A 13,393-nucleotide genomic window follows, 5' to 3' on the forward strand; every position below is an offset into this window, starting at 1 on the left:
CGGGGTGAGCGACCTCCGACTACCGTTGCTGGGCGCCGGCGCCTGGCTCGGTGGGTTGGCGGCCGAAGGGCTGCCCGGCTGGTTGAGCCTCTTGATGGCAGTGGGGTGCCTCGGGGCAGCCGCCGCCCTTCGGTCGTGGCCCTGGATCGCGTGCGCCCTGGCGGCCCTGGCCGTGCTGGGAGTGGCGACCCTGCGGGTCGCGGCCCACGAGACCGGACCGGTCGCTGACCTGGTCGAAGCGCGGGCGGTGGTGGACGCGCGCCTTGAGATCAGCGGCGATCCGCGCCTGGTGTCGGGACGGTTCGGGGATGTCGTCGTGGTGCGAGCGGTGCTGACCCAGGTGCATGGTCGCGGGGCGGCGTACTCCCTGCAGGCGCCGGTCGTGGTGCTGGCCGACGACAGCTGGCTCGGCGTCCGACTGGGGACCTCCGTCGCGGTCACGGGCCGGCTGGCGCCCGACGACGGACGCGGCCCGCAGGTGCTCGGGGTGCTCGCGGTGCGAGGGGCGCCGGCGATCGAGGAGGGCCCCGACATCTGGTGGCGGGGGGCGGCCGCCGTGCGGGGATCGATCCGCGACGCGGTGGAGCCACGAGGCCGGCACGCGCGTGAGCTCGTCCCGTCCCTCGTGGTGGGCGATGACAGCGGGCTCGACCCCGCGCTCGCCGAGGACTTCCGGACGACCGGCCTGACCCATCTGCTGGCCGTCTCGGGCACCAACCTGACCCTGCTCGTCGGGTTCGTGCTGATCATCGGCCGATGGTGCGGGTTGCGGGGCAGGTGGATGTACGCCGCAGCGGCGCTCGGCATCGTCGGGTTCGTGCTCATCGCCCGGACCGAGCCGAGCGTGGTGCGGGCCGCGGCCATGGGGACGGTGGCGTTGATCGGGATGGGCAGCAACGGTCGTGAGCGTGGCAGCAGATGCCTGGGCGCGGCAGTCTTCTCGCTGCTGCTGATCGACCCGGGGTTGGCGGTGACGGCCGGTTTCGCGCTCTCGGTGCTCGCGACCGGGGGCATCCTGTTCCTGGCGCCGGTGTGGCGCGACTCGATGTGCCGGTGGCTACCGCAGTGGGCCGCAGAGGCCGTGTCGGTGCCGCTGGCCGCCCAGGTCGCGTGCACGCCGGTCGTGACCGCGATCTCCGGCGAGATCAGTCTGGTGGCGGTGGTGGCGAACCTGTTGGCTGCGCCTGCGGTGGCGCCGGCGACGGTCCTGGGGCTGGCGGGGGGTCTCGTGGGCCTGGTCTGGGCACCGCTGGGCGAGGTCGTGGCGGCCCCGGCGGCGTGGTCGGTGTCCTGGATCGTGGTGGTCGCTCAGCGCGGGGCCTCGTTGCCGACCTCCGCGGTGGAGTGGGGGACCGGGCCGGCGGCGATCCTCGCGATCACGGTCCTGTGCCTGTTGCTCGTCGTGATGGCGCCTCGGTTGCTGCGCTCGCCCGTCACCGGCATCGGCTGCTCCGTGCTCCTGGTGGTCACGGTGCTCACCCGGCCCCCGACCCTCGGCTGGCCGCCGGAGGGCTGGGTGTTGGCGATGTGCGACGTGGGACAGGGCGACGGACTCGTCCTCAACGCCGGGGCGGGCGCGGGGGTGGTCGTCGATGCCGGGCCGGACCCCGAGGTCATCGACGGCTGTCTCGATCGCCTCGGCATCACCCGGGTCCCGCTCGTCGTGGTGACCCACTTCCACGCCGACCACGCCGACGGGCTGCCCGGAGTCCTCGAGGGGCGCGCGACAGGTGAGGTCGCGGTGACCTCGATGGTCGATCCGCCGGAAGGCGCGGCCGCGGTGAGTCGGGTCGTGGCGACGCCACCTGTCGTGGCGGCGTACGGATCGACACGACAGATCGGCGACGTGACCGTGCAGACCTTGTGGCCGTTGCCGGACGCGCCGACGACGGGGGCAGGCGACGGGAGCTTCGCCAACGACGCCAGCGTCGTGCTGCTGGCCGAAGTGCAGGGGGTGCGGATCCTGCTCACCGGCGACATCGAGCCGCCGGCCCAGCTCGCCCTGCGGCGTACCGTGCCTGACTTGCAGGTCGACGTGCTCAAGGTCCCGCACCACGGCAGCCGGCACCAGGACCTCGACTTCCTCACCGGGCTGCGCGCGCAGCTCGCGCTGATCTCGGTGGGGGAGGACAACGACTACGGCCATCCCGCTCCTGACGTGCTGGCGGCGCTGACGGCCACCGGCGCGGAGGTACGCCGCACGGACCTCGACGGCGACGTGATCGTGCTCCGCACCGAGGACGGGATCGCTGTCCGTGCTCGCGGCTAGGGTGGGCCCCACCATGGCTTCCATCCCCACAGCAGCGCAGGTCCTCGGCCGGGTCATCCTCGTGACCGGCAAGGAGGAGTACCTCAGCGAACGCACCGTCCAGGGCGTGCGCGCGGGCGTCAAGGCGTTCGATGCCGAGGCTGAGATCGCCGAGTCCAGCGCGAGCGACCTGACGCTCGCCAGCCTGGGTGAGATGGCTGCGCCCTCGCTGTTCTCCTCGACCCGCTGCGTGATCGTCCGCGGGCTGGAGGGGCTGGCCGACGAGTGCTACGACGGGATCCTCGACTATGCCAGCGCCCCGGTGGACGACATCTCGCTGGTGCTCGTGCACGGTGGGGGACAGAAGGGCAGCGGACTGCTGGCCAAGCTGCGCAAGCTGGCGTCCGTGACTGAGGTGAAGTCGGAGGAGATCAAGGCCAGCGACCTCCCGCGCTTCGTCACCTCCGAGTTCGCCGGGCTGGGCGCCAAGATCGCACCCGACGCGGCCACCTTCCTGGTGACCGCCGTCGGGGGAGACCTCCGGTCGCTGGCCGCGGCGGCCCACCAGCTGACCAACGACTTCCCCGACGAGCAGCTCACCGTCGAGAAGGTCCAGCGCTACTTCGGCGGACGTGCGGAGGCCAAGTCCTTCGCCGTGGCCGACGCGGCCTTCGCGGGGCGCAAGGCGCAGGCCCTCGAGGAGCTGCGATGGGCGATGGACGGGGGCACCGCCTCGGTGCTCATCACGTCGGCGATGGCTGGCTCGGCGCGCAGCCTTGCCAGGTTCCTCGGCGCCCCCAACGGCATGCGCGAGGGCGACCTGGCCCGCGACCTCGGTGTCCCCCCGTGGAAGGTCCGGCAGGTCCGCGACCAGTCCCGGTCGTGGACGCCCGAGGGGATCTCGGCGGCCCTGCGTGCGGTCGCGGTCGCAGACGCCGACATCAAGGGGCAGGCGCACGATGCGGCGTACACCCTCGAGCGGCTGGTGCTCACCGTCGCCGGCCTGCGCACCGGTCGCTGACAGAGTCACGCACCTCTGGCGCGGCCCCCTGCCGATTCACCACGGTATGTCGCCCGGTGGGCACTTCCCACGGTCAATTGACCATGGGGAGTGCCTATTCGCCTGTATCCCATGGTGAACAGTCGGTCGGCCCCCGACGTCGCCGGGGCCGAAATGCACGAACACCCCGTCGCAGGCGACGAGGTGAACGTGTCAGAGGATCAGAGAGCGGCGGACTGCTTCGCGATCGACGACTTGCGGTTCGCTGCCTGGTTCTTGTGGATGATGCCCTTCGAGGCGGCCTTGTCGAGCTTCCGGGCGGCGTCGCGGCCGGCGGTGAGAGCGGTGTCCTTGTCGCCGGAGGCAACGGCCTCGCGGAACTTGCGGACGGCGCTCTTCAGGCCCGTCTTGACGGCCTTGTTGCGCTCGTGCGCCTTCTCGTTCTGCTTGTTGCGCTTGATCTGGGACTTGATGTTGGCCACAGGAGAACCTTTGCTCGCTCGTTGCTGGTCACGGAAAGTCGTGTGTCGGCTGCCGACTCACCCCAGAGCAGGGTTGGGCGCCGGACATGCAAGGGGAAACACTACGCCCGAGCCGCTCGCGGACCCAAATCGAGTCGGCGCGCGGCAGCGGAGAACATGCGGGCGCTCTCGCTGCGCCGGAAGGCAGCCAACGTCGGTAGGCCGATGTCCACCGCCGTGACGGTCCGCACCGCCAACATCGTGGCGAAACCGACCAGCCACGCGTTCAGGGTGTCGTCGCCCGCAGCGACCAGGGCCGGGGAGCTGCCCAGCGATGTGTCGAACCACGGGTCCTCGGCACGTTCGAGTCGGGCGAGCAGCGGGTCGATCCAGGCAGGACCGACCAGCGCCTGCCCCCAGTCCACGAACACGAGAGACCCGTCGGGGCGCTGGACGAGGTTGTCCTCGCGGATGTCCCAGTGCTGCAGCCGGGGGCAGTCGTGGGCTGCCAGCCCGGCCACGCGGGCCTGCCACCCGTCCAGGTCGTCCCGCACCCAGCGCGGCACCGGCACTTCCTCGAGGCGGCTGACCTCGTCGAACGACGCAGCCCAGTTCGTCACGACGTCCCGGAAGTCGAGGAGGCCAAGGGCCTCGACGTCGGGCGAGGGCACCCGTTCACGCAGCAGCGCACCCAGGTCCTCGGTGGCGTCGAGCAACACGCCCATCGTGTCGTCGTCGGCCAGGTCAGGGTTTGCCCCCTCGACGTCCTCGAGCAGGAGCCCGACCCAGTCACCGTCGTCGTAGGAGGCGAGGAGCCCGGCCCAGAGAGGGTGCGACCCGAGCAGGTTCAGCGCGGCGATCTCGCGCCGGAACATGCTCGGCGTGACGGGGTTCAGCGGCGTCCCGACGGCCTTGACGAAGACCCGGCGGCCGTCGGCGCAACGGAGCCGCGTCGCGCAACCCGGCGACATCCCGCCAGTCATCTCCTGCGTGGACACGACGGGCGAGCCCAGCACGTCGGTGACCCACGTGTGGATGGCGGTCGGCATCTCGGCGTACCCGGCGCGCACCCCCTCCGCGCGAGGGCTCACTGCCAGCCCCGGCGCTCGCTCAGCCAGTGCCAGCAGACATCGCCCTGCCAGCGCTGGTGCTCGCGGAGGAACGGCGAGGTCGCCGGCACCGGGTCGTCGGCCGACTTGAGGAAGTAGCCCACCAGCAGGGCCAGCACGCGGTCGATCGCTTCAGGGGGTACGTCGCGGGTCAGCCGACGGGACGCGAGCACCGGCTCCACGTCGATCCCGTCCCCCCGCGGACCGATCAGGGTGAGGATCGTGTCGATCCAGGCGGCACCGACGACCGGCCAGTTCCAGTCGCAGAGCCAGACCTTGCGGGCTGCGTCGACCAGCAGGTTGTCGTCGCGGATGTCTGTGTGGATGAGGGTGGTGCCACCGACGACGTCGGCGAAGCCTGCGGCCAGGGCGGCCGCCTCGTCCAGGTGCGGTAGGTCGGGACGCACTGCCTTGAGGTGGTCCCACATCGAGACCATGTCGACGAAGTCGTCCGCCAGGGTATCGAGATCCAGGCCGGCAGGCGGTGGAGTGAGCTCGTCGGCGACGACCTCCAGGGCGTCGAGGACGGTATCGAGGTCGGCCCGACGCCAAGGCCGGCGCGGGGCCCGCCCATCGACGTACTCGATGCCCAGCGCGACCCAGTCGTCGTCGAGGTGCCAGAGCAGGCGCGGGCTCGGGACGCCGGTCGGGAGAGCCGCGAGCTTGCGGGCCTCCTCGCGGTAGGAGTCCGCGAACGCGCGCTGCGCCTTGACCGAGGCGGCCTTGACGAAGTGGCGCGAACCGTCGGCGCAGACCAGCACGCTGGCGAAACCGGGGGTGAAGCCCGACGTCTGGGAGATCGCCTCGACCACCGGTGAGCCGCACTTGCGCTCGATGAAGGCCCGCAGGTTGGGCGGCAGGAAGGCCCACTCCAGACGGTGTGAGGTCTTGCCCACGGGGGCGGGATAAGGACCGGGCGCTGACGGCATGAGGACATCCTCCCCACAAAACCTGTTGGCCCGTAATCGGATAATCACTGCCATGCCCGACCTCATCGAGCCCCACGTCCGTGTCCGCGAGTCGTTCCTGACGGCTGTGGAGGAGTCTCTCGCCGACGGCCGGATGATCAGCGAGGACTCGATGATCGCTCGCTGGATCAGGCAGTACGCCGACCGGTGGCACACCGAGGCCGGGTTCGCCGAGTTCGTCGACCATCTCCACGCCGACGCGACGCCGGACGCGGCGCGACCGAGCCATCACGTGCCCCAGAGCACGTGGTGGTTGGTCGACGGCGACGACTATCTGGGTCGCATCTCCAGTCGGCACGTCCTCAACGACTGGCTCCTGGAGTACGGCGGCCACATCGGCTACGAGGTCCGGCCGTCCGCTCGGCGGCGGGGCCATGCGACGGCCATGCTCCGCGCCGTGCTGCCGCACGCCCATGCGCTCGGCATCGACCCCGCCCTGGTGACGTGCGACGAGACCAACGTCGCCTCACGTAAGGTGATTGAGGCCGCGGGCGGGGAGCTCGAGGACGTCCGCGGTGTCAAGCGGCGCTACTGGGTGCCGACCGGTGCCATGCCCCGGAAGGCGGGCCGAATGGCGCGGACGTAGCCGACAGGGGGGAGCAGGAGGAGCATCAGCCATCGGCCGAGGACTACTACGAGCGCTACGCCACCGATGGACGTGAGCAGGTAGGGCAGAACGGCGAACTCGCCGTCCGTGCCCCAGGGGATGACCTGCATCAGGACGATGTAGAGGACGACGAGCGGGGCCATCGTCAGGAGGCCGGTCAGGCTGGCAGCCCGGCGACCGACCGCCACGCCGTGGCGCAGCTGGTGGTCGAAGAGATCCATCGCCTGCGCGAGCGAGATGTGCGGCGCAGGACTGGCGCCGGCATCGCCGACCACGCGGGCCACGTGCTCTCGGTGCGCGCGGACCAGCTCAGCAGGGCCGGGGTCGTCTACGAGCACGATGCTGCGGCCTCGGGTCGCCGACCGCGTCTGCTCGCGTCTGCGGTCGAACAGGGCCCGGGACGCCCACCCTCTTCGCGGCTCGACCGGGTCAGACGTCCAGGTCTCGTGTGTCTCCACGAGCCTGCCGTCGTCGAGCAATGTCATCAGCCGGGTGAAGGGACACCGGAAGAACCAGTCCACGAACGCGAAGGACGTCCCGTCGCGTTCGCGGAGGACGGTCGTTCCGGTCAGCTCCTTCTCCAGCAGGGCCGGTGCGAGGGCGGGGTCGTAGTTCTCCATGAGCTCGACGATCTCGTCGTGCGTGGCGAGGCGGACGCGACCGAGCACCTGCCAGCCGAGCTCCTCGAGTCCTGCCCGGAACTCCGGGCAGTGCTCGTCGGGCCCGGCGATCGCCGTGATGTCGTGCAACACCATCTTCACGCCGGGATTCTGGCGCTTCATCGGCTCGGGTGTGGGTGAAATCGACCGATCGATCAGCAGCCGCAGGTGTAGTACGTGATGTCCCAGTGGTTGCTCTCGCGGGCGTACACGTTGCCGGACGGCGCCTTGTAGAGGACCGCACCGTCACCACGGGTGCCGGCGTAGGCGTAGTGGCTGGTGATGTAGTTGGAGATGCAGGACGTCAGGGGGACGTCCACCTTGTAGCCGTTCCAGTGGCTGTAGGTGCCGGAGGCATGACCGATCTCGGTGCCACCGGTGATCGTGATGGCGCAGCCGCTGATCGACTTGAAGGTCTTGATGCCGCTCACGGTCTCCTGGTTGATCTGCTCGTAGGACGTGCACGTGGACCCGTAGCGGTTGGTGCAGCCGCCACTGGAGGAACGCCCGATGCCCGATGCCGACAACTGTGAGGAGGCTTGGCTGTCGGTCAGCTTCGTGACCGCCCAGCTCGGCGCGGCGCCCAGGGCCACGCTGGCGAACAGGGTGGCGGTCAGGACGGTGGAGAGGGCGGATGCGCGGAAGACGCGGGACAGATTCATCATGGACTGCTCCAGACTCAACGGACGACACCCCCGATGGGGTCGTCCTGTGCTGCCAGTGGAGCGCGTTGTGCTGCCCCCGTCAATGGGTGGGGCCGGTTGGTCGGCGGTAGTTCGTGGGCGGGCGGCCCTGCGTGGAAGAATGCGCTGTTCGCCGTACCCGCCCTGAAGTCGTGCAGAAAGTCGCCTGTGTCCCTCAAGAACGCGCCCCTGCCGGGCCAGACCGATCCGGCGATCATCCGTAACTTCTGCATCATCGCCCACATCGACCACGGGAAGTCGACGCTGGCGGACCGGATGCTGCAGCTGACGGGTGTCGTCGACGCGCGTCAGGAGCGGGCGCAGTACCTCGACCGCATGGACATCGAGCGCGAGCGCGGCATCACGATCAAGAGCCAGGCCGTCCGCATGCCGTGGACCGTGCCCGTGGACAACGCGCCCGGGGCCGTGCCGGGGACCTACGTCCTGAACATGATCGACACCCCCGGGCACGTCGACTTCACCTATGAGGTGAGCCGCTCGCTCGAGGCGTGCGAGGCCGCGGTCCTGCTCGTCGACGCAGCGCAGGGCATCGAGGCACAGACTCTGGCCAACCTCTACCTCGCCATGGGCGCCGACCTCCACATCATCCCGGTCCTCAACAAGATCGACCTGCCGGGCGCGATGGTGGACAAGTACGCCGCCGAGCTGGCGGGCCTGGTCGGGTGTGAGCCCGAGGACGTGCTGCGGGTCAGCGCGAAGACCGGAGTGGGCGTCGCCGACCTCATGAACGAGATCGTCCTGCAGACGCCGGGCCCGGTCGGTGACGCGGACGCACCGCCGCGGGCGCTGATCTTCGACTCCGTCTACGACACCTACCGCGGCGTGGTCACCTACGTCCGGGTCATCGACGGCAAGCTCACGCACCGCGACCGGATCAAGATGATGTCGACCGGTGCCGTGCACGAGATGCTCGAGGTGGGCGTGATCAGCCCCGAGCCGGTCAAGGCCGGCGACCTCGGCGTCGGGGAGGTGGGCTACCTCATCACCGGGGTGAAGGACGTCCGCCAGTCCCGCGTCGGCGACACCGTCACCAGCCAGCACCACGGCGCGACCGAGGCGCTCGGCGGCTACAAGCACCCCAACCCGATGGTCTACTCGGGGCTCTACCCGATCGACGGCGACGACTACCCGACGCTGCGCGAGGCGCTCGAGCGACTCCAGCTCAACGACGCCGCGCTGGCCTTCGAGCCCGAGACCTCCGGCGCCCTCGGCTTCGGTTTCCGGATCGGGTTCCTCGGGCTGCTGCACATGGAGATCACCCGTGAACGACTCGAGCGCGAGTTCGACCTCGACCTCATCTCGACCGCCCCCAACGTGGTCTACGAGGTCCTCATGGAGGACGGCACCGAGATCGTGGTGACCAACCCCAGTGAATATCCCGAGGGCAAGATCGCCGAGGTCCGCGAACCCGTCGTCAAGGCCACGATCCTCAGCCCCAGCGACTACATCGGCACGATCATGGAGCTGTGCCAGACCAAGCGCGGCAACCTGCAGGGGATGGACTACCTCTCCGAGGACCGCGTCGAGATGCGCTACACGCTGCCGATGGGCGAGATCGTCTTCGACTTCTTCGACCAGCTCAAGTCGCGCACCAAGGGTTACGCCTCGCTCGACTACGAACGCTCCGGCGAGCAGGCCGCCGATCTGGTCAAGGTCGACATCCTGCTGCAGGGCGAACCCGTCGACGCCTTCTCCGCGATCATCCACCGCGAGGCCGCCTACGGCTACGGCGTGATGATGGCCGGCAAGCTCAAGGACCTCATCCCGCGCCAGCAGTTCGAGGTGCCGATCCAGGCGGCCATCGGCGCGCGCGTGATCGCCCGCGAGAACATCCGCGCCATCCGCAAGGACGTGCTCGCCAAGTGCTACGGCGGTGACATCAGCCGCAAGCGCAAGCTGCTCGAGAAGCAGAAGGCGGGCAAGAAGCGGATGAAGAACATCGGCACCGTCGAGGTGCCACCGGAGGCCTTCATCGCCGCGCTGTCCACCACGCAGCCGACGGAGAAGACGAAGAAGTAGCGCAGTGGCGACGGCAACGTGGCGTGAGGTCTCGCAGGCCCGCCGGATCCTCCTGCACGGGGTCACCGGCAGCGGGAAGTCGACGCTCGCGCTCGCCCTCGGTGCAGCGCTCGACCTGCCCGTGACCCTCGTGGACGAGGAGATGTGGCGACCGGGCTGGGTGCCGGTGCCGCTGGAGGAGCAGGACGACATGTCCGCCCGGTGGATCGCCCGCGATGAGTGGATCCTGGACTCGGCCTATGGCCGGCACCGAGCCGCGACCGTCGAGCGTGCCGACGTGGTGATCTGCCTGGACTACCCGCGCCTGCTCTCGCTCGGCCGGCTCGTGCGACGTACGGCGACCAGGATCGTGACCCAGGAACAGCTCTGCAACGGCAACACCGAGACGCTGCGCAACGCCGTCTCGCGGGATTCCATCGTCCGTTGGCACTTCACCTCCTGGCGGCGCAAGCGCGACACGATGCGGGCCTGGCACGCCGACCCGGTTGGGCCACGCGTGCTGCTGCTGACGCGACCACGGGACGCGGACGACCTGCTGCGCCGGCTCGGTTGCTGAACGTCCACTCGCGCGAGTGGAGATCCAGCCCGGACTTTCGGAGCACACGTCTACCGTCGTGACCATGAGTGAAGAGGCGAGCGCGCCGACCGTCGTCCGCAGCGCGGGAGTCCGCGCTGAGCCGTGGTCGAACGGCGGGGGAGTCACCCGCGAGCTGCTGTGCGCCGAGGACGGCGCGTGGCGGGTGAGCATGGCCGACATCGACCGGGACGGGCCGTTCTCCGCCTTCCCCGGTCGAGAGCGCCTGCTCACCGTGGTGGCGGGTCAGGTGCTGGCGCTCGTGGTCGACGGCGTCGACCACGTCGTCGAGCCGCGTCGGCCGTTCGCCTTCGCCGGTGGGGCCGAGGTAGGTGCGAGCCTCCCGGATGGGCCGGTGCGTGCCCTCAACGTGATGGTCGACCCGGCTGCCGTGTCGCCCTTCGTGACCGTGCTGGAGCTCGGCCGAGGCTCGACCCTGCCCCTCGCGGACGACCAGGCTGCGCTGATCCTCCAGGGCAGGGCCAGGGCGGGCGGCGCTGACGCTGCGGCGTACGACCTCGTCGTCGGTCCGACGGAGGTCTCCGGCCGTTGCACGCTCGCGATCGTCACTCTTCAACGCTCATGAGGCTCGCCGACCGCCTGCGGGTGGAGATGATGCGCGCGAGCGCACGCTTCACCGTCGACTACGGCAAGGATCTGCGCTTCGCGGGCACCGACCTCCCCGCGCCGACCCGGGTCAAGGTCCCGACGAGGCACGGCCAGGTGCCTGTCTTCGTCTACCGACCAGCGGGAGACGACAGCGGTCCGCTCCCGGTGCACGTGCACTTCCATGGCGGTGCGTTCCTGATGCGCTACCCCGAGATGGACGACTGGTGGTGCCGCTACCTCGCAGCGACCGCGGGGGTGGCCGTGGCCAACGTCGACTTCGAGGTCGCACCACGGGTGGCCTATCCCGTCGCCCAGCACCAGGCCCACGACGCGGCAGCGTGGCTGGCCGCTCACGGTCACGAGCTCGGGCTCGACGGCGATCGGGTCTCGGTGGGCGGGTTCAGCTCGGGAGGCGGGCTGGCGGCGTCGGTGTGCCTCCAGGCCCGCGATGCCGGCAGCTTCGTGCCGACGCTACAAGTGCTGGGCATCCCTGCCCTCGACCTCTCTGCGGAACCACGCAACGGCGACCGCGGCATGATCTCGCCCGAGCTGCGACGGCTGGTGCGCAGGGTCTACCTGCCTGACCCGGCGGCCAGGCTGGAGCCCTACGCCTCACCGTTGCTCGCCGACGACCTCACCGGTCTGCCGCCGGCGATCGTGCTGACCGCCGAGCGCGACGTCCTCCGGACGGAGGGAGATGCGTACGCCGACCGGTTGCGCGAAGCGGGGATCCGGGTCGTGCACGACGTGACGCCCGGGGTCGACCACTACTTCCTGACCGAGGACCCCGTGCGTGCTCGCGTGACGATGGCGATGGTCGCTGCCGAGATCCGCGCTGCGGGTCAGCCGCGCATGGGTCCACCGGGTCGGTCGTAGGACTCCGCGACGATCTCGGCAACGACCGACAGCGCGATCTCACCGGGGCGCTTGCCGCCGAGGTCGTGACCAGCGGGGGCGTGCAGCCGAGCGACGTCCACGCCCTCGTTGCGAAGCTCCTCGATCAGACCTGCTGCTCGGCCTCGACTGGCCATCATGGCGACGTACGACGCCTGCGAGGCGAGGGCGGCTCGAAGCACTCGGGGAGCGTCGGGCGCGTCGTGGTCACAGAGCACGACCGCGTCGCCCGCACACGGCTCGAGACCGGGGCCGCAGTCATCACTCGCCTGCACCTGCACGTCGCGCCCGGCGGCCGTGCCGATGGCGACGATGGCTCGGGCGATCGGGTTGTCGCTCAGCACCAGGACCCGGCCCGGCTCGGTGCCTGCGTCCGACCACGGCTGCTCTCGATCGCTCATGAGGTCACCATCGCATCCACGCGACGTGTCGTCACGCCTGCTCGCGAGTGAGCGTCACGCCGGTGATCGTGATGTCGAGGGCCGCCTCGAGTGAGGTGACCGTGGCCGCCAGTTCTGACTGATCCGGCCTGCGTGTCCCCGCGAACCACACGATGTCCAGAGGACGACGCTTGGCCGATCCTCCGGCCCGCCAGTGACCGGTGATCCGTCCGTCCACCAGCAGGGGCGGCAGGACCATCCCGTTGCTCTGGTTCCACAGACGCCGCAGGTGGTCCGGTTCGGCGAAGCGGTCACGCGCGGACGGGTCGTAGCCGCACATGAGGGCGTCGAACTCGGGCAGCAGTCGCACTCCTGGCAGGTCCCGGCCGGCAGGGGCGTCGGGCACGTCGACGTACGTACGTCCGTCCGGACCCGGGGCCCCGACGAGTCCCAGCCGGTCGAGTGCTTCATCGACCACCCGCAGCCCGAGCCCCGACCACCAGGGCGATGTCGTGGCGAGAGACGGGTCCGTGGCACCGCACGTGCAGAGCGATGGCATCGTCGAGCGTCGCGTGCGGACGGTCGACCACGGCATCGGCCGTGCGATAGACCGCCCGCGCCTGCCCGGACCACGAGCCTGCGGCCGGCCTGCGCATCAGCCCGCCATGGCCGAACGCCAGGTAGCGACCGCCCTGCTGGGCCGAGAGTCGGTCCACCGTCTCGTGGGCCCCGTGCGAGCGCAGGAATGCGTGGAGGTGCTCGGTGAGTTCCTCGGCGCTGCGCCACTCCTCGGCAGCGAACCTCTCCGTCGCGGTCCACAGCTCCTCGAGTGTGAACGTCGTCGGGCGGAGGAGCCGCTCCCACAGGGCTCGTTGACCGGTCCTGGTGGCGATGTCGAGCGCTGCGTGCTGGCCCGGAGTCGCGGTGTGCACGGTGCCCCGGATCGTGCTGCCGCGCACGAGCCGCCCCAGGGCGTACGCCGCAGTGACCTCGGTGTGGGTGGTGCCCGGTCGCCGCGCTGCCAGGGCGAGGTACGGCGAACGCGCCGTCTGCGACTGGATCGGGCCGGTCCGGCCCACGAGGTCGGCGACGTCGTCGACGCCGTCCGGGAACTGTCGGCCCAGGCTTGCCGCCGTCAGTTCCTCGAGCAAGAGCACCATG

At 70.3% G+C, this 13,393-nt stretch carries 15 protein-coding genes; 7 read left to right on the forward strand and 8 right to left on the reverse strand.

Going from position 1 to position 13,393, the window contains the following annotated elements; translation table 11 throughout:
• Positions 1 to 4 precede the first annotated feature (4 nt).
• Together VNJ48_RS07415 and holA are read left to right on the forward strand one after the other, a co-directional pair.
• Positions 5 to 2,269 (forward strand): ComEC/Rec2 family competence protein, encoded by a 2,265-nt coding sequence (locus VNJ48_RS07415; protein WP_325600633.1) that lies wholly within the window; start codon positions 5 to 7, stop codon positions 2,267 to 2,269.
• 13 nt (positions 2,270 to 2,282) lie between these two features.
• Positions 2,283 to 3,269, forward strand: coding sequence for a DNA polymerase III subunit delta (gene holA / locus VNJ48_RS07420; RefSeq protein ID WP_325600635.1), 987 nt, complete (start codon positions 2,283 to 2,285; stop codon positions 3,267 to 3,269).
• 200 nt (positions 3,270 to 3,469) lie between these two features.
• On the opposite strand, the gene rpsT is transcribed toward holA, so the two are convergent.
• From rpsT to VNJ48_RS07435, 3 genes are all read right to left on the reverse strand, one after another.
• The gene (rpsT, locus tag VNJ48_RS07425; RefSeq protein ID WP_325600637.1) at positions 3,470 to 3,730 is read right to left on the reverse strand and encodes a 30S ribosomal protein S20; all 261 of its coding nucleotides are present in this window, start codon (positions 3,728 to 3,730) and stop codon (positions 3,470 to 3,472) included.
• A 101-nt stretch (positions 3,731 to 3,831) separates the two neighbouring features.
• A complete protein-coding gene (locus VNJ48_RS07430; RefSeq protein WP_325600639.1) occupies positions 3,832 to 4,800 on the reverse strand; it encodes a phosphotransferase in 969 nt (322 codons plus the stop codon).
• Positions 4,797 to 5,747: a hypothetical protein gene (locus tag VNJ48_RS07435; RefSeq protein WP_325600641.1), complete on the reverse strand. Its 951-nt coding sequence runs from the start codon at positions 5,745 to 5,747 to the stop codon at positions 4,797 to 4,799. Before VNJ48_RS07435 ends, VNJ48_RS07430 begins: the two co-directional genes overlap by 4 nt.
• A 52-nt stretch (positions 5,748 to 5,799) precedes the next feature.
• Here VNJ48_RS07435 and VNJ48_RS07440 point away from each other — a divergent pair, with 52 nt between their 5' ends.
• Entirely contained in the window at positions 5,800 to 6,372 is a 573-nt protein-coding gene (locus tag VNJ48_RS07440) for a GNAT family N-acetyltransferase (protein ID WP_325600642.1), read from the forward strand.
• On the opposite strand, the gene VNJ48_RS07445 is transcribed toward VNJ48_RS07440, so the two are convergent.
• Positions 6,315 to 7,154: a hypothetical protein gene (locus tag VNJ48_RS07445; RefSeq protein ID WP_325600644.1), complete on the reverse strand. Its 840-nt coding sequence runs from the start codon at positions 7,152 to 7,154 to the stop codon at positions 6,315 to 6,317. The two genes, VNJ48_RS07440 and VNJ48_RS07445, sit on opposite strands and share 58 nt — an antisense overlap.
• Positions 7,155 to 7,207: 53 nt before the next feature.
• Complete coding sequence (locus tag VNJ48_RS07450; protein ID WP_325600646.1) at positions 7,208 to 7,717, reverse strand: hypothetical protein; 510 nt, start codon at positions 7,715 to 7,717, stop codon at positions 7,208 to 7,210.
• A 186-nt stretch (positions 7,718 to 7,903) separates the two neighbouring features.
• On the opposite strand from VNJ48_RS07450, the gene lepA reads away from it, so the two are divergent.
• The 4 genes from lepA to VNJ48_RS07470 all read left to right on the forward strand — a co-directional run bounded on the left by lepA (position 7,904) and on the right by VNJ48_RS07470 (position 11,834).
• Positions 7,904 to 9,775 (forward strand): translation elongation factor 4, encoded by a 1,872-nt coding sequence (gene lepA, locus VNJ48_RS07455; RefSeq protein ID WP_325600649.1) that lies wholly within the window; start codon positions 7,904 to 7,906, stop codon positions 9,773 to 9,775.
• A gap of 4 nt (positions 9,776 to 9,779) precedes the next feature.
• Positions 9,780 to 10,331 (forward strand): adenylate kinase, encoded by a 552-nt coding sequence (locus tag VNJ48_RS07460; RefSeq protein ID WP_325600651.1) that lies wholly within the window; start codon positions 9,780 to 9,782, stop codon positions 10,329 to 10,331.
• 64 nt (positions 10,332 to 10,395) lie between these two features.
• Entirely contained in the window at positions 10,396 to 10,935 is a 540-nt protein-coding gene (locus VNJ48_RS07465; RefSeq protein ID WP_325600653.1) for a HutD family protein, read from the forward strand.
• Positions 10,932 to 11,834 (forward strand): alpha/beta hydrolase, encoded by a 903-nt coding sequence (locus VNJ48_RS07470; RefSeq protein ID WP_325600655.1) that lies wholly within the window; start codon positions 10,932 to 10,934, stop codon positions 11,832 to 11,834. Before VNJ48_RS07465 ends, VNJ48_RS07470 begins: the two co-directional genes overlap by 4 nt.
• On the opposite strand, the gene VNJ48_RS07475 is transcribed toward VNJ48_RS07470, so the two are convergent.
• The 3 genes from VNJ48_RS07475 to VNJ48_RS07485 are packed head-to-tail and all read right to left on the reverse strand — an operon-like array spanning position 11,801 to position 13,392.
• Positions 11,801 to 12,253: an XdhC family protein gene (locus VNJ48_RS07475; protein ID WP_325600657.1), complete on the reverse strand. Its 453-nt coding sequence runs from the start codon at positions 12,251 to 12,253 to the stop codon at positions 11,801 to 11,803. The two genes, VNJ48_RS07470 and VNJ48_RS07475, sit on opposite strands and share 34 nt — an antisense overlap.
• A 31-nt stretch (positions 12,254 to 12,284) precedes the next feature.
• Positions 12,285 to 12,710: a DNA glycosylase AlkZ-like family protein gene (locus VNJ48_RS07480; RefSeq protein WP_325600659.1), complete on the reverse strand. Its 426-nt coding sequence runs from the start codon at positions 12,708 to 12,710 to the stop codon at positions 12,285 to 12,287.
• The gene (locus VNJ48_RS07485; protein ID WP_325600661.1) at positions 12,700 to 13,392 is read right to left on the reverse strand and encodes a DNA glycosylase AlkZ-like family protein; all 693 of its coding nucleotides are present in this window, start codon (positions 13,390 to 13,392) and stop codon (positions 12,700 to 12,702) included. The genes VNJ48_RS07480 and VNJ48_RS07485 overlap by 11 nt, the downstream gene beginning before the upstream one ends.
• Between the last annotated feature and the right edge of the window lies 1 nt (position 13,393).

Origin of the sequence: Nocardioides sp. (genome assembly GCF_035576065.1) — a bacterium.
Lineage (GTDB): Bacteria > Actinomycetota > Actinomycetes > Propionibacteriales > Nocardioidaceae > Nocardioides.

Excerpts from the sequence above, each read along its gene's own strand:
- VNJ48_RS07450 (WP_325600646.1), bottom strand. The coding sequence starts at position 7,717 with ATGATGAATCTGTCCCGCGTCTTCCGCGCATCCGCCCTCTCCACCGTC.
- holA (WP_325600635.1), top strand. The coding sequence starts at position 2,283 with ATGGCTTCCATCCCCACAGCAGCGCAGGTCCTCGGCCGGGTCATCCTC.
- VNJ48_RS07475 (WP_325600657.1), bottom strand. The coding sequence starts at position 12,253 with ATGAGCGATCGAGAGCAGCCGTGGTCGGACGCAGGCACCGAGCCGGGC.
- VNJ48_RS07440 (WP_325600642.1), top strand. The coding sequence starts at position 5,800 with ATGCCCGACCTCATCGAGCCCCACGTCCGTGTCCGCGAGTCGTTCCTG.
- VNJ48_RS07435 (WP_325600641.1), bottom strand. The coding sequence starts at position 5,747 with ATGCCGTCAGCGCCCGGTCCTTATCCCGCCCCCGTGGGCAAGACCTCA.
- VNJ48_RS07465 (WP_325600653.1), top strand. The coding sequence starts at position 10,396 with ATGAGTGAAGAGGCGAGCGCGCCGACCGTCGTCCGCAGCGCGGGAGTC.
- VNJ48_RS07470 (WP_325600655.1), top strand. The coding sequence starts at position 10,932 with ATGAGGCTCGCCGACCGCCTGCGGGTGGAGATGATGCGCGCGAGCGCA.
- VNJ48_RS07485 (WP_325600661.1), bottom strand. The coding sequence starts at position 13,392 with ATGGTGCTCTTGCTCGAGGAACTGACGGCGGCAAGCCTGGGCCGACAG.